The organism is Marinobacter salarius (genome assembly GCF_032922745.1).
Taxonomy (GTDB): domain Bacteria; phylum Pseudomonadota; class Gammaproteobacteria; order Pseudomonadales; family Oleiphilaceae; genus Marinobacter.
Genome location: NZ_CP136693.1, coordinates 1,988,225 through 2,010,167, shown reverse-complemented (window position 1 = coordinate 2,010,167; position 21,943 = coordinate 1,988,225). Strand labels below are relative to the sequence as shown.

General features: G+C 57.5%; 15 protein-coding genes. 7 read left to right on the top strand and 8 right to left on the bottom strand.

Features of this window, described 5'->3' with window-relative positions:
- Positions 1-42: 42 nt before the first annotated feature.
- The gene (locus R1T46_RS09265; RefSeq protein WP_317308065.1) at positions 43-1,782 is read right to left on the bottom strand and encodes a PHB depolymerase family esterase; all 1,740 of its coding nucleotides are present in this window, start codon (positions 1,780-1,782) and stop codon (positions 43-45) included.
- Positions 1,783-2,013: 231 nt separating this feature from the next.
- Between R1T46_RS09265 and R1T46_RS09260 the strand changes: the two genes are divergently transcribed.
- Positions 2,014-2,658, top strand: a complete 645-nt coding sequence (locus R1T46_RS09260; protein WP_317308064.1) for a DsbA family oxidoreductase — start codon at positions 2,014-2,016, stop codon at positions 2,656-2,658.
- A gap of 49 nt (positions 2,659-2,707) precedes the next feature.
- On the opposite strand, the gene putA is transcribed toward R1T46_RS09260, so the two are convergent.
- Entirely contained in the window at positions 2,708-6,337 is a 3,630-nt protein-coding gene (gene putA / locus R1T46_RS09255; protein ID WP_317308063.1) for a bifunctional proline dehydrogenase/L-glutamate gamma-semialdehyde dehydrogenase PutA, read from the bottom strand.
- Positions 6,338-6,506: 169 nt separating this feature from the next.
- On the bottom strand, positions 6,507-10,007 hold the full coding sequence (locus R1T46_RS09250) for an NAD-glutamate dehydrogenase (protein ID WP_317308062.1): 3,501 nt from the start codon (positions 10,005-10,007) through the stop codon (positions 6,507-6,509).
- 158 nt (positions 10,008-10,165) lie between these two features.
- On the opposite strand from R1T46_RS09250, the gene R1T46_RS09245 reads away from it, so the two are divergent.
- Positions 10,166-10,618, top strand: a complete 453-nt coding sequence (locus tag R1T46_RS09245) for an Lrp/AsnC ligand binding domain-containing protein (RefSeq protein ID WP_007152658.1) — start codon at positions 10,166-10,168, stop codon at positions 10,616-10,618.
- Positions 10,619-10,661: 43 nt separating this feature from the next.
- On the opposite strand, the gene yeiP is transcribed toward R1T46_RS09245, so the two are convergent.
- Positions 10,662-11,228 carry an elongation factor P-like protein YeiP gene (gene yeiP / locus R1T46_RS09240; RefSeq protein ID WP_036209377.1) on the bottom strand — a complete coding sequence of 189 codons (567 nt, stop codon included), beginning with the start codon at positions 11,226-11,228 and terminating at the stop codon, positions 10,662-10,664.
- A gap of 88 nt (positions 11,229-11,316) precedes the next feature.
- Positions 11,317-12,354, bottom strand: a complete 1,038-nt coding sequence (locus R1T46_RS09235) for a threonine aldolase family protein (protein ID WP_036209376.1) — start codon at positions 12,352-12,354, stop codon at positions 11,317-11,319.
- 255 nt (positions 12,355-12,609) lie between these two features.
- Here R1T46_RS09235 and R1T46_RS09230 point away from each other — a divergent pair, with 255 nt between their 5' ends.
- The 4 genes from R1T46_RS09230 (at position 12,610) to R1T46_RS09215 (ending at position 16,689) form a co-directional block, all read left to right on the top strand.
- Positions 12,610-14,703 (top strand): TonB-dependent siderophore receptor, encoded by a 2,094-nt coding sequence (locus tag R1T46_RS09230; RefSeq protein ID WP_286811448.1) that lies wholly within the window; start codon positions 12,610-12,612, stop codon positions 14,701-14,703.
- A 159-nt stretch (positions 14,704-14,862) separates the two neighbouring features.
- Positions 14,863-15,411 carry a sigma-70 family RNA polymerase sigma factor gene (locus R1T46_RS09225; RefSeq protein WP_036209373.1) on the top strand — a complete coding sequence of 183 codons (549 nt, stop codon included), beginning with the start codon at positions 14,863-14,865 and terminating at the stop codon, positions 15,409-15,411.
- On the top strand, positions 15,408-16,163 hold the full coding sequence (locus tag R1T46_RS09220; protein ID WP_286811449.1) for an anti-sigma factor domain-containing protein: 756 nt from the start codon (positions 15,408-15,410) through the stop codon (positions 16,161-16,163). The genes R1T46_RS09225 and R1T46_RS09220 overlap by 4 nt, the downstream gene beginning before the upstream one ends.
- A 106-nt stretch (positions 16,164-16,269) precedes the next feature.
- The gene (locus tag R1T46_RS09215; protein ID WP_041334169.1) at positions 16,270-16,689 is read left to right on the top strand and encodes a hypothetical protein; all 420 of its coding nucleotides are present in this window, start codon (positions 16,270-16,272) and stop codon (positions 16,687-16,689) included.
- Between the two features lie 41 nt (positions 16,690-16,730).
- On the opposite strand, the gene R1T46_RS09210 is transcribed toward R1T46_RS09215, so the two are convergent.
- The 3 genes from R1T46_RS09210 to R1T46_RS09200 form a co-directional block, all read right to left on the bottom strand.
- Positions 16,731-19,301 (bottom strand): DUF2339 domain-containing protein, encoded by a 2,571-nt coding sequence (locus tag R1T46_RS09210; protein WP_317308061.1) that lies wholly within the window; start codon positions 19,299-19,301, stop codon positions 16,731-16,733.
- A gap of 40 nt (positions 19,302-19,341) precedes the next feature.
- Positions 19,342-19,668, bottom strand: a complete 327-nt coding sequence (locus R1T46_RS09205) for a hypothetical protein (RefSeq protein ID WP_036209362.1) — start codon at positions 19,666-19,668, stop codon at positions 19,342-19,344.
- Between the two features lie 120 nt (positions 19,669-19,788).
- Positions 19,789-20,409, bottom strand: coding sequence for a pyridoxamine 5'-phosphate oxidase family protein (locus R1T46_RS09200; RefSeq protein WP_126811843.1), 621 nt, complete (start codon positions 20,407-20,409; stop codon positions 19,789-19,791).
- Between the two features lie 93 nt (positions 20,410-20,502).
- On the opposite strand from R1T46_RS09200, the gene R1T46_RS09195 reads away from it, so the two are divergent.
- Positions 20,503-21,933 carry a PLP-dependent aminotransferase family protein gene (locus tag R1T46_RS09195; protein ID WP_286811451.1) on the top strand — a complete coding sequence of 477 codons (1,431 nt, stop codon included), beginning with the start codon at positions 20,503-20,505 and terminating at the stop codon, positions 21,931-21,933.
- Positions 21,934-21,943: the final 10 nt, after the last annotated feature.

Here is a 21,943-nt window from a genome sequence, read left to right as displayed (position 1 = left end):
GGCGGTTTCCCGCCCCCTGTGATCGCCGGTCTTCGATGGCGATCAGTTACATTGGCCGGCTTCGAAGACGCCGCTGTCGGTCTCCTTCACCCAGCTGTAGGTGCCGGATACCGCGCCCAGGTAATCGTTCCCACCGGTGGTGTAGTACCCCCCTGAATAGTACGCCCGGCCAGCGGTATCATGGTTGAGATGGGTGTCGTTCCAGTCCTGGCAGGTGACATCGCCGCCGGAGCCATCATCACCGCCTCCGCCGGTTCCGCTGCAGGCGCTGGGTTCGGACGTATACCATAGCCCCGGATCGCCCTCATAGAGGGTGACATTGCTCCAGGTGTCGAAGGAGCCCCCGATGTCGATGTCGTCGCCACTGGCATAGGCCCTCAGGTTGGAGTTACCTCCAGCGTAGGCCCGGTTTGCCGAGATGTGGGCACTGGGCGACGCTGTCGCCTGCTCGCAGGTCTCGGTTGGTGCGTTGGGATCATACACCTCGACCTGACGGCTTTTTGTCGTGGTGTTGCTGTCGCTGTCGGTCGCACTGTAGTCACAGGTGTAGGTTCCAACCGTTGACGTATCCACCCCACTGCAGTCAGCCGTTACCGTCAATGAACCGTCCTCGGCATCCTGCCCGGTGGCACCCGGATCGGTAAACGTGGTGTTGATCGCCACCGTCATCGGGTTATCGCCGATCAACGTGATGACCGGGAAACCCTCAGGCTCGGTTCCATCGCGGCTGTGACGGTTAAAGAAATCCCAGATAATATCCGGATAACTGGGCCCCACCCTCACGGACCATTTGCCATTATTACCATTCTCGCCACCTACCCAATAATGGCCATGGTTGGTGTCCTGGGTATTGGGTGTCGACAAGGGTCCATCCAGGTAGACGGTTTCAACCACCGAACGTGTTCCGCTGGTGCCATCCTGGGTATAACGGATGTGCTCGCAGCTGTGGTTGTTCTGGTAGTAAGGCGAACAGGCGACAGAGGAAGCATAGGCTTGGCCCGTAGTCTTGAACCCGGACTCGCCGAACACCTGTAGGTGCGCATCCCGGGTGTTATCAGCCGCCTCTTTCACCACAGTGCAGTCATTCTCGTTCTGCAACACCATGAGCGGGATTGGATACTGGTCGTCCACCTCCGACTGCATGTCGGAGGATACCCGCGATACGCTGTGAAACGTCGCACTGCCGGGACACTGTCCGGACAACGAGACAGACGCAGAATCCTCACCGTACGGCAGGCCCGAGGCAGGCGCGGCCGCCGCCCAGTATTCGTTGTGGGCCACCGAGGCTACGGTTGCCATGGCACCGCCGGAAGACAGGCCGGTGATATAACGGCGATTGGCGTCAATGGTGTAATTGGCCTCAACAGCCTGTGCAATCTGGTGCAGGTCTTCCACTTCGCCGGCGCCTTCGTGGCGATGGTGATCAAACCAGAAGCCCCAACAGTTTTCATTACGCAGCCCGTCGTAGCTGGTAATGAAGGGGGCAACCAGAATGAATCCGTACTCATCGGCGGCGGCTTTCAACCCCCAGTCATTGAGCACGTCGTTGTTGGTCTGTTTGCAACCATGCAATGCCATCACCATGGGTGCAGGCGATTGCACGTTCGAGGGCACGTACACCTTGTAGTTACGGGCTCTGGACTGGTTGTAGGATTGCTGTGGCAGGGTATAGGAATCTGTCTGGCCTGCGAACGCAGGAAGAGCAGGAATCATCAGGGCGGCGGAGGCCAGCAATGCCGATAGCGTGCCACCACGCACCTGACGTGCGATGAGTTGGAACATCTTGAGCTCCTTTTATTGGATTTATTGTTCGGCAGTGTTGGAACTGAAAGATACGTGCCAGGATTGCAGGTTGCTGATTTCCCTCATCCCAGGGAGGGGGCCGAGTAAAGGTATGCCCGGAACGCCGGACAGGGTGTCCGAGCGCCCGGACGGCCAAGAGCCTGCACGGGCAGTCATTCGCTCAACTTTCAGGTACCCTGCCCTTATTCGCCCTTACACACAGGAGCCACCATGACCCAAATAGCCATCGACATTGTTTCCGATATTGCCTGCCCCTGGTGCGCCATTGGCTATGCCCGCCTGGAAAAGGCGATGGACGCCCTGAAAGACGACATGGACTTCACCGTTGCATGGCATGCCTTTGAGTTGAACCCGGATCCATCCGGGGACGGTGAACCTATCCTGCCCGCCCTGAGCCGCAAATACGGCCGTAGTGAGGACGAGATGAGAGCCAATCAGGCGCAGATGATGGACATTGCCAAGGGGCTGGGACTGAATTTCGAGAAACTCCAGGAACGCTACACTCGAAACACCTTTGATGCCCATAGGCTGGTGAAGTGGGCCGGTGAACAGGGCAAGCAGACCGATATGAAACTGGCGTTTTTCGAAGCCTATTTCGGACGCGGTGAGAATATTTCCAATCCGGATACGCTGATCCACTGTGTGGAAACGATTGGCCTGGACGGCTCGCAAGCGCGCGAGGTACTGGCATCTGACCAGTATGCAGAGGCTGTGCGAGAGGAAGAAACGCAGTATCAGCAGGCGGGGGTGTCAGCGGTTCCTGCGTACATCATTAACCAGAAATACCTGATATCCGGTGCGCAGGAGCCAGACACCCTGATCAACGCGTTCCGGGAGATCGCTGACTCTGCCTGACCAAAACCCTCGCAACGCCCTTCCCTGGGCGTTGCGAGGTGACAGGTCGTTACTCGGATGCCGCAATCAGGCTGGCGTTGCCACCCGCGGCCGTGGTGTCCACGCACAGGTGGCGCTCAATCACAAACCGCTGGTCAAGCTTGTGCTCGGTGATCAGCGGTAGCAGCGCACCTTCCCGCTTCGCCAGAGCCTGACGGTACTCTTTCAGCAAGGATGGCTCAGCGCAGCTTACGGCTGCCTGGAAACCACGCGCCTGGGACAATGCCTCTGGCTCCAACAGACCCTCAATACCCACAATCGGCAAACCAGCCTTGGCAGCACGATCAACCGTATCCTGGGTACCCGGCGCAATCACAACCACCTTGTTGCCCTGGGACAATGCCGTTGCGGCCTGCTCCAATGCGGCCTCCTTGTCCGGACCGAGACAGACCACCACACCCCGGGCATGATTGCTCAGGCGGTTCAGCTCACCCGTTGGCCCCGGCAATTCCTCGGCATGGGCGTCCAGCGGTGCTGGCACATCTCCGAAAATCGGCTTCATGGCTTCAATTCGTGGCTCCGGCGCGGGCGCTTTTACATCCGCCACCTTGCCAATCAGCCCTTCAAGCTTCTTGATATCCACCGTTTTGGCGCTGGCATCCGCCGGGCGTTCAACCGTTTCGCTTTTCAGGAAACGACGCACGTACTGCGGGCCACCGGCCTTGGGGCCGGTGCCTGAAAGCCCTTCACCGCCGAACGGCTGGGAACCGACAATGGCACCGATCTGATTGCGGTTAACATAGGTGTTCCCCACCTTGATACGGCTGGCGATGCGTTCAACGCGGCGGTCAACACGACTGTGAACACCGAAGGTCAGTCCATAGCCCTTGGCGTTGATGCTATCGACAACTTTGTCCAGATCCTTGGCCGCAAATGTGGCCACATGCAGCACCGGGCCGAAGATTTCTTCTTCCAGCTCTTCGATGCCGCTGACACTGATCACCGCAGGTGACACGAAGTTGCCTTTCTCCGGCACCGCTATTTTCTTCGTCAGACGACCCTTGGCTTCATACTTGTCACAATGGTCGACAATCTTCTTCCTGGCCGTTTCATCAATCACCGGACCAACATCGGTGGACAATAACCAGGGATCACCAATGCCCAACTCGTCCATTGCGCCATACAGCATTTCCAACAGATGATCGGCAATGTCTTTTTGCACATACAGCATGCGCAGTGCCGAACAACGCTGGCCCGCGCTCTGGAAAGACGACGCCAGAACATCACGCACCACCTGCTCAGGCAGTGCCGTGGAGTCCACGATCATGGCATTCAGGCCACCGGTTTCCGCCACCAGGGTGGCATCGGGGGCCATGTTCTCGCTCATTTTCTTGTCAATGCGCTGAGCCGTTGCGGTCGAGCCGGTGAAGCAAACGCCGGCGACCCGCGAATCGGATGTCAACGCCCCGCCAACCGTCGCACCGGTGCCCGGCAGCAACTGGATCACATCTTCCGGAATACCGGCCTGGTGCATCAGCTCCACGGCCCTTACCGCCAATAGCGAGGTCTGCTCGGCCGGCTTGGCCAACACAGCATTGCCTGCTACCAGGTTGGCAAGAATCTGGCCGGTAAAGATCGCCAGCGGGAAGTTCCAGGGCGAAATACACACCACGACTCCGCGCGACTCACCGCTGTCCTTGTAGCGAATACCTTCGTTGGCATAGAACTGGGCGAAGTCCACCGCCTCCCGAATCTCAGCGACGCCATCCAGCAGCGACTTACCGGCTTCGCGGGTGGCCAGCGCAAACAGCTCGTAGGCATTTTCCTCATACAGGTCAGCGACCTTGCGAAGACACTCGGCCCGCTCTTCGGCGGACCGGGCCGACCAGGCCTTGAAGCCTTCCTGAGCTGCGGTGATCGCTGTGTTCACGTCCTCCTCGGACGCCTGCGTCACATGGCCAACCGTGTCTTCCGCGTCGGCGGGGTTACGGACCATTTGCACTTCCGCACCGGATACTTCGCCAGCGATAATCGGACCGCCTTTCCAGCGATGGTCACGATAGGCATCCCGGCCTTCGTTGATTTCCGCAACCGTCACCGGATCGGTGATGTCCCAACCCTTGGAGTTTCTGCGCTGTTCGCCGAAGAGCTTGAAGGGGTGGACGATCGCCTTGCTTGAGATATTACTGCCCATCTCTTTAACGGAGTCTATCGGGTCTTTGGCGATTTCTTCCGGCGTAATGCTCTTGTCCACGATCTGGTTCACGAAGGAACTGTTGGCGCCATTTTCCAGCAGGCGACGTACCAGATACGCCAACAGGTCTTTGTGGGGGCCAACCGGGGCATAAATCCGGCAAGGCACACCACTGGTTTTCAGCACTTCGTTGTGGAGTGATTCACCCATACCGTGCAGGCGCTGAAACTCATAGTTATCCACGCCTTTGGATTTTGCCAGCTCGAGCACCGCCGATACCGAATGGGCATTGTGGGTGGCGAACTGCGGATAGATCCGGTCGGTCATGTTCAGCAGCTTGGTTGCGCAGGAGAGGAACGAAACGTCACTGCAGGCCTTGCGGGTGAATACCGGGAAACCGCTCAGGCCCATTACCTGGGCGCGTTTGATCTCGGCGTCCCAGTACGCGCCTTTCACCAGGCGCACCATAAAGCGACGGTCGTACTTCTCAGCCAGCCCGTACAGCCAATCCAACGCGAAGGCTGAACGCTTGCCGTAAGCCTGAACCACAACACCAAAACCGTCCCAACCGGCCAGTTCCGGGTCCGCGACCAGGGCTTCAATGACGTCAAGGGACAGATCAAGCCGATCCTGTTCCTCGGCATCAATATTGAACCCCATATTGGCCGCTGCGGCCTTCTTTACCAGCTCTTTGGCGCGGGGTAGCAGTTCGCTCATCACCCGCTCTTTATTGCCATATTCGTATCGGGCCAGTAGTGCGGACAGTTTGACGGAGATACCCGGATTCTTGCGCACATCGCCTTTGCAGGCCTTGGCAATACTATCAATGGCATTGGAGTAGGAGTCGAAATAGCGCTTGGCGTCCTCATCGGTGCGGGCAGCCTCACCCAGCATGTCATAGGAATAGGTATACCCCTTTTCCATGTATTCTTTGGCTTCGTCCTGGGCTTCGTCGATATCACGGCCCAACACGAACTGACGGCCCATTTCCTTCATGGCCTGACCGGCAACCGTGCGAATGACCGGCTCGCCGAAACGCTTCAGCAGCTTACGCAACGTGTCACCCACGCTGTGTCGCTCAGAGTCTTTCAATAGATTGCTGGTCATCAACAGCGCCACGGTCGCCGTGTTGATCAGTGCTGAGGACGCCTTGCCTACGTGAGTACCCCAGGCGCCAGAAGTGACCTTGTCTTCGATCAGCTCGTGAATGGTCATATTGTCCGGCACACGCAGCAACGCCTCAGCCAGACACATCAGTGCAACGCCTTCCTTGGTCGTGAGGCCGTACTCCGCCAGGAATTTTTCCATAATGGTGGACTTGGCATTCTTGCGGACGCTGCGTACCAGATCGGCGGCGCGCTCCGAGATTCCATCGCGCTCTGCCCGGGTCAACTGGGCGCCAGCAATCATCTCACTAATCACCTTGTGTTCGTCCGCGAGGTAATAATTGCGGATGGCCTGCCGGCTATCGACCAGTGTGGGAGTCTCTGATTGCTGCGGTCTCATGGTTGAACCCTCTCAGTTGTTTATCTTTCCCGCATTCTACCGGGAACGACAAAGACTATTTGACTGTAAAAACCATACAAGCGCGACGTTCAGGCTTTTTTGGTTAATTAAAATTTACATTTTTCCTGTGAAATGATTAATTTTCAGACGAAAACACCCTGACAGATGACTAAGCTGCCTTTGCAGCCAGCTCCCGAAGCACGCCGTGGGCCACCGAGAACACGGCACAATCCACGTCACTCGCGGCTTGCATATCAGCCAGCATCTTTTGCCAACGGCTCAACAGAGCCTGCTTGTCTTCACGCCAACGTTCAAGCGACTGCTCAGGAGACATCGATCCGCCCCCTTCGGACGCGAAGGACAGTACACTCGCGGTCAGGTTCCGCAACTGGTGGTCCAGTTCGTCCCTGTAATGAAGCGTCGCCAGTACCTGCCAGTGCCCTCGGGCCTTGAAGGCACGCATCTGACGGTCCAGCCAGGTCAGTTTGAGACCTTCACCCAAGCTGAAGTACACCCAGGCCACCGACTCAAGATCCCGATCCAACTGACGGCCGATTTCGATGATATCCATCAGCCAATAGCGGCTTTCTGCAGAGGCAGCATAGGCTGCCAGTTTCTCCGGAACACGGTGCTCACAGTATTTATCATAGCGTTCCTGCCACCGACTTGCAGGAATCACCGCCTCCAGGCTCTCTGTCGACGCCAACACCTCCGCCAGCGGCCTCTGATAGTGGGCAATACAGGCATCCGGGTCCAGGTCAGCCCGGCGATTGTGCAACAGCCAGCTGGTACTGCGGGTAACCAGTCGAATCACATCGCTGAACAACTCTGCCTGCACGCCGGCACTGATTTTCCCGTCAAGCGCTTCAATCGCTTTCCACTGGGTTTCTACGTCATGGATCTGGAGGGAGATCAGGTAGCCGGCGGCAATCCGGCCACAGTCGGCACCGGTGGCATTACGCAGCTTGTCCGCCCAACTGATGCCCATGCGATTCACCATATCGTTGGCAATCTGCGTTGCAGCGATTTCCCCGCGCAGGGGATGGGCATCGATCGCGTCTGGAAAACGCTTGAGCAACGAGCCCGGGAAAGCGGAGTACAGGGCTGCGGAGAAACGATCGTCGTGAACAATAGGCGCAGCCTGCAACGCCTGCTTCAGTTCAATCTTGGCGTAGGAAATCAACACCGAAAGCTCAGGGCGAGTCAGCCCCGAAGCACGCTCTCGCCGCGAGCGGAGTTCCTCGTCGTCGGGCAGAAATTCGAGGGACCGATCAAGTTTCCCCTCTGCCTCCAACCGCCGCATCAGGCGTTCGTACTCGTCCGTAGTGGCAACCGCCCCCGTGGCGGCCAGGCTCAGAGCCATGGCCTGACGGTAATTGTTCCGCAGCACCAGCTCCGACACTTCCGGAGTCATTGCCCGGAGCATCTGGTTACGCTGCCTCAGCGTCATCTTCCCGCTTCGCACCCGCTCGTTGAGCAGAATCTTGATGTTTACTTCATGGTCCGAACAGTCCACCCCACCGGCATTATCAATAAAGTCGGTATTGGCGGCACCACCGGTTCTGGCAAAACCGATGCGAGCAAGCTGGGTGAAACCGAGGTTTCCGCCCTCACCAAGGACCCCGCATTGTAGCTGGTGGCTGTCTATCCTTACGGCATCGTTGGACTTGTCGCCGACGTCGTCATGGGTCTCGCCAGCCGCTTTCACGTATGTGCCGATACCACCATTCCAGAGCATGTCCACCGGGGCCTGCAACAGCGCACTGATCAACTCATTGGGCGGCAGGCGGGTTTCACGGATGCCGAGGCGTGCCTGCATCTGTGGCGACACGGGAATCCATTTGGCAGCCCGTGAGAACACACCACCACCCTCGCTGATCAGTTCTGCACTGTAGTCCTCCCAACTCGATCCCGGCGTTTCAAACAGGCGCTTGCGTTCGGCGAACGACGCCGCTGCATCCGGCTCCGGATCCACAAAGATGTGCAGGTGATTGAAGGCTGCCACAAGGCGAATGCGATCCGACAGCAGCATACCGTTGCCAAACACGTCCCCGCCCATGTCGCCAATACCCACAACGGTGAATTCGTCGGCCTGGGTGTCGATGCCTTTCTCAAGGAAATGACGTTTGACCGACTCCCAGGCGCCCTTCGCGGTAATACCCATTTTCTTATGGTCGTACCCCTCACTGCCGCCGGAGGCAAAAGCGTCACCAAGCCAGAAGCCGTATTCCCCGGAAAGCCGGTTCGCAATGTCAGAGAAGGTCGCCGTGCCTTTGTCGGCGGCCACCACCAGGTAGGTGTCATCGGCGTCGTGACGGACCACGTCAACCGGTGGCACTACGCTGCCTTCATTCAGGTTGTCGGTCAGGTCCAGCAAACCGCGGATGAATGTCTGGTAGCAGGCAATACCCTCTTCTCTCAGTGCCTCGCGTGAGCCGCCTTCCGGAGGCTGCTTGACGATAAAGCCCCCTTTGGCACCCACGGGTACGATGACCGAATTCTTGACCTGCTGGGCCTTCACCAGCCCGAGTATCTCTGTGCGGTAGTCTTCGCTACGGTCGGACCAGCGCAAACCACCACGGGCCACGGCGCCTCCCCGGAGATGAACCCCTTCCACCCGAGGGGAACACACGAATACCTCGAAACGCGGGCATGGCTTGGGAATATCCGGGATGCTGGAAGGATCGAGTTTAAGCGAGATATAGCCTTTGAACTCGCCGGTGTCCTGGCGTTGGAAATAGTTGGTTCTGAGGGTGGCCTTGATCAGTACATAAAACCGCCGGAGGATACGGTCGTCGTCAAGGCTTGTTACGGCGTCGAGAGCCTCAAGAATCCGGTTCTCGATGTGCTCGGATTCAGATTCCCGATTGCCCAAAACAGGATCGAAACGAGCGCTGAAGAGGGCGACCAGCAACGCCGTGATATCCAGGTGCCGGGCCAGGGTGTCGGCAATAAAGGGCTGGCTAAATCCGAAGCGCAACTGCTTGATGTAGCGGGAGTAGGCTCGCAGCAGGCTGACTTCACGCCAATTCAGACCCGCCGCCATCATCAACTGGTTGAAGTCGTCGTTTTCAGCGAAACCATTCCAGATTTCCCGGAACCCTTCCTGAAGTCGCGGTTTGGCCGCTTCGACATCTGCGCCACGGCAGCGGGAATGACATTCCACGGTAAAATCACTGACACCGAACTGCTCGCCGTCACGCCGCCGAATACGATACGGGTGCTCCCCCAACACTCGCATGCCAAGATTCTCAAGGATCGGAATCACATCTGACAGAATCACCGGCTTGCCCTGACTGTAGAGCTTGAAGTTCAGTTCCTGCTCTCCCTGCTCCGATGATGTGTAGAACCTCATGGGCACATCAGAACTGAGGGCAATGGACTGGATTTGCTGGATATCGCCAGCGGCCTCCGCGACGGAGAATCTCGATCGGTAACTCGAAGGGAACCCGCCGCTGAACATCCCGGCCCAGCGCTTTCCTTCGGCCCTGCCCAACACCTCGGTCAAACGGCGGTGCAACGCGTCGTCCCAGGACTGGGACTCCTCCAGCATCGTCGCCACAACGTCACGCAGATGGCCGGAATCGTCCGGGTCGTAGTCCTCACCCTCCAACGCCTCGGAGAGCTGTTCCAGGAGGGTTTGCTTTTGAGGGGAATCGGAATGGGTCATCGGAGATCTCCGGGGATATCAACTGGGGCATGTATGACGGAACATCCCCAGTATAGACAACTCACGAAAGACTCTTTGCCCATAAAGTTTTAAAATGCAGGCAATTTGATTATATTCTTGGCTTTGTATAGCCGTATATCCATATCGAGAAATAAGTTATGGTCGAATTGGACAGGATCGATCACTCCATCATCCGCGAACTGCAAAAACACGCACGGGTGACCGTCACCGAACTGGCGTCACGTGTTGGTTTGTCAAAAACCCCCTGCCAGGTCCGTATGAGGCGCCTCGAAGAACAGGGCTATATCACGGGTTACACAGCCCTGATCAATCAGACCAAACTCGGACAGAGTCATATTGCCTTTGCCCAGGTCACCCTGAACGACACCAGCAGCAATGCCCTTGCGGCCTTTAACCATTCGGTGAAGCAGATTTCAGCGGTAGAGCAATGCCACATGATTGCCGGCAACTTCGACTACCTGCTGAAAGTACGCACGCGGAACATGGCAGAATACCGGCAAGTGCTGGGGGAGCAGATATCGGCGCTGCCCCATGTGTTGCAGACCAGCACGTTTGTGGTCATGGAGAATGTGAAAGACGCGGGGCTATGAGCCACAACGGCACCGAAAGCCCCGCTATCGGGTAAGCCGAGGATCAAACCCGCCCCAGAAACCGCCGCTCATCGACATTGACCTTAATGCGGTCGCCCGTGGAAATATGCTCGGGCACCTGCACCACCAGGCCGGTGGTGAGCCTGGCCGGCTTGGTGCGGGCAGTGGCCGAGCCACCCTTTACCGACGGGTCGGTTTCTTCGATCAGCAGGTCCACCGTAGGGGGCAAATCCAGCGCCACTGGCGCATCGCTCACCAGAACCACCATCAAGCCCTGAGTCTCTTCGTTGATGAACAGCAGTTCATCGGCAATGGCCTCGCCATTCAGGCTGTACTGCGTATAGTCCTCGCTATCCATGAAGACGTACTCCTCGCCATCCGAATAGGAGAACGTTGCTGGCCGACGGACCAGATCCGCCAGGTTCAGCATATCGGAGTCCTTGAAGGTCTGGTCGATCTTGTAGCCGGTTACAACGTCGTAAAGGCGCATGCGATACAGGCTGCCACCGGCACGCCCCTGCGGGACAGAACGCTCAATATCTTTTACGAAGTAGACACCACCTTCGTACTCGATCGCCGAATTCTTTTTGATTTCACCTGCTTTTGGCATTGCTACGGATTCCGGAATTTAAAGTGGGACAAACAGGGTGCTGATATATCATGAAGCGACGACGCTGGCGAGAGGCCCGACACCAAAATCAGGACACCAGCGCCCGCAAGTCCGCCAGAAAGCGATCAACCTGCTCCGGGGTGGTCGACCAGGAGCACATCAAACGGGCACTTCCGCCGATGAAATTGTAGAACTTCCACCCTTTGTCGCGCAGCGCCGCCTGCACCGGGTCAGGCATTTCTACAAATACGCCGTTCACTTGCCTGGGGTAACGGAGCCCGATACCCGGCAAGCCTTCCAGGCCCTTCGCCAGTCGCTCTGCGCAGGCATTCGCGTGCCGGGCATTCTCCAGCCATACATTACCTTCAAGCAGCCCGCACCAGGGCGCGGAAATGTAGCGCATCTTTGACGCCAATTGCCCCGCCTGCTTGCAGCGCCATTCGAAGTCCTCTGCCAACGCACGATTGAAGAACACAACGGCCTCCCCCAGAGCCAGGCCGTTCTTGGTGCCCGAGAAACACAGTACGTCCACGCCAGCTTTCCAGGTAATCTCGGAAGGGTGCACATCCAGCGCCGCTACGGCATTGGCGAAACGAGCTCCGTCCATATGGATATTCAAGTTGAAACGATCAGCCGTTTGCCGGATCGCGCGTAGCTCGTCTGGAGAATAGACAGTACCCACCTCAGTTGCCTGGGTCAGGCTCAGGGCCTTGGGTTTGGGGTAGTGGATATCCGTGCGCTTGGTGACCAGGTGCTCAATACTCTCTGGCGTCAGCTTGCCGTTCGGCCCCTGCCCCAAAAGCAGTTTTGCACCGTTGGAAGCGTACTCCGGCCCGCCACACTCGTCGGTCTCGATGTGCGCCAGTTCGTGGCAGATCACACTGTGGAATGACTGCCCCATGGATGCCAGTGCCAGTGAGTTTGCGGCAGTGCCGTTGAACACAAAAAAGACATCGCAGTCGGTATCGAATAGGCCCCGAAGCCCATCGGCGGCTCGTTGTGTCCAGCGGTCTTCCCCATACGCCGGCTCGTCAGAACCATTCGCCTCGGCCATTGCGGACCAGGCTTGCGGGCAAATGCCACTGTAATTATCACTGGCAAACTGTTCTGACTCAGACACGGGCATACTCCTGGAAGTCTGTATCGAAAAGACTGATAAGACCTTAACTCTATTTGCAAAACTCCGAATTTGCTACTCAAAAAGTGCATTCCTCAGCTCGTCACGACATGCCGCCGAACACAGACCTACGCGTGAGAATGCCATCCTAAATTATTAATCATAATGAGATTGATTTGCATTATTTAATGCGGCTGATATGATTGCCGCCATCCAACATGAACATCCGTTCATTTCTCTCCCAGCGTTTTCCGGAGGTTTTCGATGGCCCAGTCTCCCACCCCGCACCAGCTCACGCTGGCGATCAGGCGCACACTAACCCTTTTGGCAACCTGCTCCGCAATCTGTGTTCCAGCTATCGCGGCTGCGCAGGACGATGCCAGCGAACCAACGAGTCTGGGGGAGCTGGTTGTGTCCGCAACCGCTTTGAAAGTGGAAGCCCCGTTGATGGAAACCCCCCGGCCCGGCTCGGTGGTGGAGCAGGAGGAACTGGAAGAGCGCAACGTACAGGCGCTTGATGAAACCTTCCGCTACCGTGCCGGAGTGCTCTCGGGACAGTATGGTGAAGACAACGATACCGACTGGTTGAAGATACGTGGTTTCGACCAGTCGACTTATCAGGACGGCCTGCGAATCTATCGCGAGGGGTTCTATCAATGGCTGCCAGAGCCCTTTGGCCTGGAGCGCATAGAGCTGCTCAAAGGCCCCGCGTCCATTCTGTACGGCGAAGCGCCTCCGGGTGGTGTGATTAATGCCATCAGCAAGCGACCAACCGATACTGTTCAGGGCCAGATCAATCTACAGGCAGGAACCGATGAGCATCGCCAGCTTGGGGTCGATACGTCCGGCCCCGTCGGCGATCGAAACGATCTCAGCTACCGTCTGGTTGGCTTGCACCGCTATAACGAAGGCGATCTGGATTTCACCGAGAACGAGCGCTACTACCTGGCCCCAAGCCTGACCTGGGAGATGTCTGACAGCACCGAGCTCACCTTATTGGCAAGTATCCAGAAGGACGACGCCATTCCGACCAATCCGTTCAAGCTGCCATTTGGCACCATAGACGACACGCCTTTTGGCAAAGTGGACCCGTCCACCAACTACAGCGAGCCAGGCTACGACACCAACGAACGCACCCAGTCAGCCATCGGCTATTCACTGAGTCATCGCCTAAACGACACCTGGACCTTCGAGCAGGACTTCCGCTACAGCCAGGTAGACCTGCTGTTACGCAGCAGCTTTATCTTCTTCCAGACAGGTCCGCGGGAAGGTCAGCGCTATCTGGTCTACCGGGACGGCGAGATCAACAGCTGGACAATCGACAATCGCCTGGTGGGCAAGTGGTTTACCGACCGCACCGAACACACGTTGCTGTTCGGGGTGGACTATCAGGATCTTGAAAACGAGGGCAAACAGAACGGCGCTGGGGGATCTACTCCGTTTGGCGGTCCTATCGACCTGTTCGACCCTCAGTACGGCAACTTCACGCCAATCACCGCCACAGATCTGATCGTACAGGACATCAACAAGCAGCAGACAGGCTACTACCTCCAACATCAACTGCGCCTGGATGATCGCTGGGTGTTCCTGGCCGGTGGTCGCTTTGACCAGGCCGAAGTCGACAGCGTTAATCGTACGGCCGGCACACGCCAGGAAGCCGATGCTGATGAATTCTCCCTCTCCGGTGGTGTGATGTATCTGGCGGACAACGGATTCTCGCCCTACGTGTCCTACACCGAATCATTTCAGCCTATTTCAGGTACTGATGGCACTGGCGACCTTTACGAACCAAGGAAAGGCAAGCAATTGGAGGCCGGCGTCAAAATCGCTCCGGACGATCTGGATGGCTACGTAACAGCGGCGATTTACCGGATCGAAGAAGAGAATTCCCTCGGCACCAGCCAAAGCGGTTTCCAGATCCAGGACCGGGAGCGCACCACGGCTGGCTTTGAACTGGAGAGTGTCAGCTACCTGACCGACCAACTGGAACTGACCGCCGCGTACACGTACAGCGATGCCACGATCAAGGAAACCGAGACCGACAACAGCGAACGCGCAGCCCCGCTTATCCCTAGACATATGGCGTCAGCCTGGCTGGATTACAGTTTCGTCGACCACGTGCCAGGCCTGAAAATCGGCGGCGGCGCACGCTATGTGGGCTCTACTCGCGACGGCACGACCGATGTTCCCTCTTACACGGTTCTGGACCTGATGGCCCAATACGATGTAACCCGCAACTGGCAGGCACAGGTGAACGTCACCAATGTTGCGGACCGGGAATACGTCGCAAGCTGTGATTACTGGTGCTACTACGGCGAAGCCCGCAGCGTGGTTGCCAGCGTCCGCTACCGTTGGTGAAGGGCTCACACACAAACTTGCTTGACGAAATAAACCCGAACACGGCAATCTGCGTATCACGAGGCAACTTTTCACACACCCGTTGGCGACTCCTGCATGTCTGAACCGTTCAGTTCATCCACCACTGGCCGCGCCCCATCAGGCGCGGAGTCGCCATCCATGTCAGAGTCCCCCGACCAACTCAGCCAGCTTCTTATGGGCGTTGCCGCAAAAGACCGCGCAGCGTTTGCAACACTGTATGAAGCAACGGCGCCGAAACTTCTTGGTACCATCACCCGTATCTTGAATAACCGGGGCTGGGCCGAGGAAGTCGTGCACGATACGTATATCAAGATCTGGCGAAAAGCGGATCAGTTCGACGCTTCCAAGGCCTCTGCGATTACCTGGATGGTCACCATTGCCCGCAACGGTGCTATCGACGAGCTGCGAAAGCAGCCGGCAAGTCGCAAGGCACCGGAAGATGAGCTGGAGCAGCTTGCCAGCAAAGAACCCAATGCCCAATCACAAGTGGAAAGCCAGCAGACCGTGAACCGACTGAACCTATGCCTGGAGGAGCTGGAAAAAGATCGCCGCGACATGGTGCGGTTGGCCTATCTTAACGGCTGGTCCAGAGCAGACCTGGCCACGCATTTCGATCAACCGGTGAATACTGTCAAAACCTGGCTACACCGGGCGCTGAAACAACTGAAAGGGTGTCTCACACCATGACCGACCGCGACGATCTGGACATGCTGGCAGCAGAGTTCGTCCTGGGCACACTGGATGCCCGGGAGCGGGCCGCTGTGGCCGTGCGTCGGCAAAGCGAACCGGATCTCGACGAGATGATCTCTGCCTGGGAGCAGCGTTTGTCTGCACTGGCTGATGAAGTAACGCCGGTCACGCCAGACCCCGAGCTGTATCAGCGGATTGAACAAGATATCGATGCCCTCGAGACGCGCCGGGCAGGTGTCGATACTGACAGCCTCGATAAATCCAACGTGATTTCCCTGCACAAGCGCCTCCGGCGTTGGCAGTGGAGTACGGCCCTGGCGTCTGCCGCTGCCATGGTGCTGGTGGCCGTTCTCATATTCCAACCTGCGCCAGAGCAGGGCCCGCAATCTTTTGTGGCCGTGTTCCAGCAGAATGACCAGCAGCCGGCCTTCATGCTCTCGGTAGACCTCAACAACCGTCAAATGCAGATTCGTCCGGTAACAGCCGAACCCATGCAGGGAAAATCCTACCAGATGTGGATAAAGGCCGATTCACTCGGGCCGAATCCGCGCTCCCTGGGCGTACTCAACGACAACTTTGAGCTGGAGCGTGCAGCCCTTCGTGACTACGATCCTGAACTACTGAAGAAAGCCACCTTCGGTATCAGCGTAGAGCCCGAAGGCGGCTCACCTACTGGCCAGCCCACCGGGCCGGCCATACATGGCTACCTTTATCCCGTTGCTGATGCCACATCCGACCCCTCTCACTGATTCTTTTTTCCTTACTGAAACTTTTGGGAATCACACCCCGTAGCTGTGGTTACACCCATCGAACAAGACATCAAGATGGGATCAACCCGAAAGCAAGGAGAACACAATGAAGAAGCATTTGATGACAAGCGCATTTCTAGCCGCAACTCTGGCTTCTGGTTCCGCATTGGCAATGGACAACATGAAAGTCGGGGTTTGGGGAGACAATCAGTCAGTAGCGGACGGCACCGTGACTGCCAAGAAAGTGGTTGCCGAGAAAAATGGCTGGCTCGTGGTGCACCGCACGGATGAGAGTGGCAAGCCAGGCCCGGTCGTGGCACACGCTCCCCTTCGCAAGGGTAAAAACACAGACGTGGCCGCCATCCTGACCGAAGACGTCAAATCCGGCGACATGCTGATGCTGATGCTTCATAGCGAAGACGGTGGCATGAAAACCGGCATTTTCGAATACACCCTGGGCGCCAAGGAAGACGGCCCCATCAAGAAAGACGGCAAGCTTGTGATGAAAACCATCACAGCGAAGTAATTGACCGGCAATTAACAGGGTGGGGCCTCTCACGGCCCCGCCTAATCAGACGGTGGGGCCACAATACCCTGCGCTTTCCGATACATCCACGCCAATCCCAATAACGCCAGCCCAAGCCCCATAAAGGCCGCCACTCGCCAAAGCCCCTGTAGACCGGCCATATCGATGAGAAAAATCTTGGCAATCACCAAGCCTAACAGAGCCATACCTGCCTTGTAGAGCATCGCATTGTCACGCTTGGCGGAATAGGCAATAGCGCCAATGGCATAGAAAAGACTGACGACCGAATAGCTGTAGAGCTCACCCTCTGACATACCGAACGACAGCCCCATGTCACTCCCCTGCCAGAGTTGTCGGATTTCCAGCGCGGTGAACAGCAGAAAACCGGCAGACGCCACGCACAACGACCAGAACCGGGGCGCAAGCGAGGGAAACCGGCTGACCGCAAGCGCCAACAGAATGGGGCCACCGTAGGCGGGAAGCAGCATGTTGATGATCGGTGTATCACCAATAGGGCCGCCGCCCCACCAGGGATTGTGCAGCGTTACCAGAGCGAGATAACTCAACGTCGACAGCGCAACCAGTATCCGCGAGAACAACCGGTACAACCAGGCCAGTGACTCACTCGCCCCGGCACGCACCGTGTAGGTCACGCCCAGTGCACCCCAGAGCAGTGTGTTGATTGCGGCCTCGGTAAAGCTGTACTGCTGGGAAAAAATATCGCCATCGTAAAGCCAGTAGCGCATCTCGGCACCCAGGAACAGCACCAGTAGATGCAGGGTTGCCCCCTCCAACCAAGGACGAATGGCACGATCCTTCCCCGCCAGCCAGGTGGCAATGCCGGCAAACAGCGTCGCCCCACCATAGCTCCAGAGTGACCAATGAAGATCGGTATCGTAATCCTGCAGCCAGGGGTTGAACGTCAGCCGTGCCACCACCAACGCCAGGGCCACCTTCAGTAACAGATAGAGCTCGGGCATCTGATAACGCCGCGCCAGCCAGGTAAGGCTGACAAACTGAGCAGACAGGGCCAGGGTGAGTGACGCCTCGCGGGCAATCATGACCGCCGCCAGGGAATAGCTGACGTGTGCCGCCATCACTGCCCAGACAACGCCCAACCGATAGCGCTGCATGCTTTCGAGCTTCCACGCGAGCACGCCGTAAACGCCGCCAACCAGCAACATCGCGACCGACCAGGCGGACGAGGTCTGGTGGCCGTGTATTAACAGCCAACCCAGCACCGCCCAAACCAGTGGCGACAACAGCGTAAAGGAGGCCCACCGGCGACGATCATTCTGGCGAACCCAGTGCCACAACCCGAGCCCGGTGGAGAGTATGGCGGCCCCAATCAGGTAGGACAGCAAACCACCCTGATGCTCCGGCGCCATCTGCGTAACATAGGTCACCTCAGTGCCATTGCGCCCAACGTATCCGAGCCATCCCAGCGCACTGACCAGCACCGCAGCCCAGGGCAGGAACCAGAGCGCTCCACGGCTCTGCGGCACCAGCGCTGCGGCTGGCAGTATGAGAAGCCAGCTCCAGAAAAACGGGCGGTCGCCCTGCCCGACCATCGATAGTGCCCAGACAACCAGCAGGGATATCAAGACTTCCCGTAAATACGGCAACGCCTGCTTTGCGCGAACCGGAACCATGGCAAACACCACAAACAGGGCGGCGATGTACCAGGCTGTTGAGGCGCCGATGGCGGCTCCGCTGGACGTGGCCAACCACCACAGCAACGCACCGGATAACGTGGCGTACCAAAGCCAGTCCCGATAGACATAACGCATCAACATCAACGAACTGACGGTGATCAGGAAACTGTAAGACAGCACAAAAGCCACGCTGCCATCATCGCCACCGATCAATAACGGCACCAGATAGGCGCCACTCAACCCCATGACAGCAAGCAACGGGCCATGAAACAGCGACAGCACCATGGTACCCAGAGACACAATAGCCAGCCCGAACAGGCCCACGGTAGGGCCGACCAGCCCGTAATGGTGAACGCCCGCCAGCAATGCCGCATAGAGGGTGATACTGCCTCCACCCGCCAGCGCCGCAAATACTTCGTTTGCACCCCGGTTGCGACGACGCAGGTACTCCGCTCCCGCATGCAACGCAAGACCGCTGAATAGCGCCAACATCAATTGCTGCGATGGGCCGATCATTCCTGCGTTGATGGAGTGGCTGACCATGAAAATACCGGCCAACCCAACGCTCAGTCCACCAAGCCAGACCATCCAGTTATCCTTCAGGGCCTGGACAAGGCGAGATTTATCGCGTGACGTCGCATCCGCACTCGGGGAGCTTGTGTCAGGAAAGGGGCTTGTGTCAGGAGAGGGGCTTGATTCAGAAGGGGCTGGCGTGTTCTCGACAACGGCTTCGTCGAGTTCAAGCTCCAGCTCCGGGGCCGGCTGGTCTTGGTCTTTTCCGCCCAAATGTTGCTTTAGATAAGTCACTTCTTCGCGCAAACGGGACACTTCCCGGTTCAGGGACTCAAGGCGTTCCGACTGATCACGACGTCGGGAAAACGCAAGAATACCCAGCACGGAACCCACCGGCAGGAGTATCGCAAGACCAAGTGCCAGAATAATCAATAATGCTTCCATGCTGCCCCTCGTGTGTCAGGCGCCCGACATAAGGGCCCGCTTAGCCAAAATAATCCTGCATCCAGTCCACCAGCGTTTGGGCACTGACCTCCGACAACGCCATGCCCTGGAACTCATCACCCACTTCATCATCGATGGTCACAAACTGATACAACAACACGCCTGGCTGGTTGTCGTGCAGGATCAACGTTATGCGGCGCCGGGTGCGCAGACAGTCAATGGTCATGACATCCGCAGGAATACCCGAATCACGCATGCCCCGGCGCACTTCCAACACCGGGTTGATGTGCTCATGGGCAGCCTGGATGCGGGTATGTGCATCACTGGCGATATCGGACAAGGCTTTCAGGGGATCAACATCGGACATGCGTTGCTGCCTGTGTTATCTGGCAAGTAAGTGAAACGATTGTGAACACAGTTTACCTTGAATGACCCCCAATCATAACCTGCCGGCCAACGATCGGGGGCATCAACGCCTGCACTCACCCTACGCGGGCAGCACACCGTGCCACACCGGGAGCGCCATATCCTCGGGTTCCTCTCCAGGACCGCCATCCCTGCTTTTGAACGCGCCCTCCCTGATCGGAATCCGGAACAATGCCGTCGCCTTGCGCTCCTTTGCATTGGGGGCACGCACCTGCTCCCAACGGCCCGATTCAATCTGATTAATGATGGCCTGGAATGCGGCGTCGAACTCACGATCATCCGACACTCGCGAGGCCCTGCCGAACAGCACCAGCGATTCATAGTTGGCACTGTGGTGGAACGCTGACTTAGTCATTACCCACTGGTTGGTCACGGCAAATGAAATGCACAACTGTTGTCCCGATGCCAGCGTCTGCGCCAACCTGCCACCGCTGAGTGTATGCAGGTAAAGGTCGTCAGCAAGACGCCACGCTGTGATCGGGATAATGCGTGGCTCACCTTCTTCAACAAAACCCACATGCGCTGTTTTTAATCTATCGATCAGGGCGTAAGCCGGCGCCCGCTCATAACTGGCTCTCCTGGCCGCGCGCTTCACCCGGCTGCGAGGACAGCAAGACAGCGGTGATGACGGCGGTGATAACGTTAGTGATAAAGGGATATCCGTGATTTCCTTCCGAGACATCGTATGCTCCTTTTGCAAAGTACGCCTCTATTAGAAGAAACATCTGATACCATGGAAAGATCCAGATTACAGATTTCAATAGGACCAGTTAAGGTGATTGACGATATACGGTTCGAGCACACCACACCGCTGCAAACGCAGCTTTATCAACACCTGTCCCAGCGCATTATCCATCGACGTTACCTGCCGGGAAGCCAACTGCCCTCCAGCCGTCAGCTGGCGGCAGACCTGGGTGTCAGCCGCAATACCGTCAACGCCGTTTACGACCAGTTGAAAGCCGAAGGTTTCTTGCAAAGCCGGGCTGGCCAAGGCGTATTCGTGCATAAAGACCTCAACCAGACCATCAACCAACCCAACGAAGGGGCCATTCAAACCACACAGGCCATGACCTTGCCGCCACTGCCGCCGGCTCCCGTCAGCCGTCTGCAGCTTGGGGAAGACGCCAACCTGCCCTTCCAACCCGGGCTGCCCGACATCAACGCCTTCCCCATTCGCAGTTGGAACCGAATACTGCACCATCAGGAGAGCCGAAGAAGCCTTCGTGGCTATGACACAACCCAGGGTTACCAGCCATTGCGCAGAGCCATTGCTGATTATTTGCGAGCCTCCCGCGGGGTGCGTTGCCAGGAACACCAAGTGATCGTGACCAATGGGGCTCAACAGGCGCTGTCGCTGATTGCAGACGTGCTGTTAGAACCCGGTGACAGGGTCTTTGTTGAGAATCCCGGCTACCGCGGCGCCCGATACGCCCTTGGCCGCCACGGCAACCCACTGCTACCCGTGCCACTCAAGCAACAGGTTCTGGATGTGGGCATTCTGGACAGCCTTGGCGACGCCAAACTGCTGTTCTGCACACCGACTCACCAATACCCCATGGGCGGCATTCTCGATGTCTCCCAGCGCATGGCACTGCTACAGTGGGCGCGCCGAAACCAGACGTGGATCGTGGAAGACGATTACGACAGCGAGTTCCATTTCTATAACAAACCGTTTGCAGCCATTCAGGGCATGTTCGATACCGCCCCCGTTCTCTATGTGGGCAGCTTCAGTAAGACACTGCTGCCAGCCCTGCGCGTCGGCTACCTGATCGTACCAGAGGCACTCGTCGACCATTTCCTCTGGGTCAAGCGTGTCAGCGGCGGAGAGACACCATTACTGACCCAGGCAACCATCGCCGAGTTCATCGACAGCGGCCAGTTCACACGACATCTGCGCCGTATGCGCCAACTCTATCGTGATAAGTGGCATCATTTTCAGGCACGGGTTACCGAAAAGCTTGGCGGCAGGCTGGTCCCCATAGCGGAAAGTGCCGGAATGCATTTGGTTCTGAAAGGCAACGTGGATGACCTTGCCCTGAGCCAGCAACTGAGAGACCTGGGTTTCGGTAGCACGGCCCTCAGCGAGCACTACATCGGAAGAACCGCGCAAACTGGGCTGGTGATGGGATTCGCGAGTGCGAGCGAGTCACAGATCGAGGCGTGCGTGGATGCACTGTGCAGACTTACCGACTACGATGAAAGATAGAAAAACACGC

Excerpts from the sequence above, each read along its gene's own strand:
- R1T46_RS09235 (WP_036209376.1), bottom strand. The coding sequence starts at position 12,354 with ATGCCCGTGTCTGAGTCAGAACAGTTTGCCAGTGATAATTACAGTGGC.
- R1T46_RS09260 (WP_317308064.1), top strand. The coding sequence starts at position 2,014 with ATGACCCAAATAGCCATCGACATTGTTTCCGATATTGCCTGCCCCTGG.
- R1T46_RS09245 (WP_007152658.1), top strand. The coding sequence starts at position 10,166 with ATGGTCGAATTGGACAGGATCGATCACTCCATCATCCGCGAACTGCAA.
- putA (WP_317308063.1), bottom strand. The coding sequence starts at position 6,337 with ATGAGACCGCAGCAATCAGAGACTCCCACACTGGTCGATAGCCGGCAG.
- R1T46_RS09225 (WP_036209373.1), top strand. The coding sequence starts at position 14,863 with ATGTCAGAGTCCCCCGACCAACTCAGCCAGCTTCTTATGGGCGTTGCC.
- R1T46_RS09205 (WP_036209362.1), bottom strand. The coding sequence starts at position 19,668 with ATGTCCGATGTTGATCCCCTGAAAGCCTTGTCCGATATCGCCAGTGAT.
- yeiP (WP_036209377.1), bottom strand. The coding sequence starts at position 11,228 with ATGCCAAAAGCAGGTGAAATCAAAAAGAATTCGGCGATCGAGTACGAA.
- R1T46_RS09200 (WP_126811843.1), bottom strand. The coding sequence starts at position 20,409 with ATGTCTCGGAAGGAAATCACGGATATCCCTTTATCACTAACGTTATCA.
- R1T46_RS09220 (WP_286811449.1), top strand. The coding sequence starts at position 15,408 with ATGACCGACCGCGACGATCTGGACATGCTGGCAGCAGAGTTCGTCCTG.
- R1T46_RS09265 (WP_317308065.1), bottom strand. The coding sequence starts at position 1,782 with ATGTTCCAACTCATCGCACGTCAGGTGCGTGGTGGCACGCTATCGGCA.
- R1T46_RS09215 (WP_041334169.1), top strand. The coding sequence starts at position 16,270 with ATGAAGAAGCATTTGATGACAAGCGCATTTCTAGCCGCAACTCTGGCT.
- R1T46_RS09250 (WP_317308062.1), bottom strand. The coding sequence starts at position 10,007 with ATGACCCATTCCGATTCCCCTCAAAAGCAAACCCTCCTGGAACAGCTC.
- R1T46_RS09230 (WP_286811448.1), top strand. The coding sequence starts at position 12,610 with ATGGCCCAGTCTCCCACCCCGCACCAGCTCACGCTGGCGATCAGGCGC.
- R1T46_RS09210 (WP_317308061.1), bottom strand. The coding sequence starts at position 19,301 with ATGGAAGCATTATTGATTATTCTGGCACTTGGTCTTGCGATACTCCTG.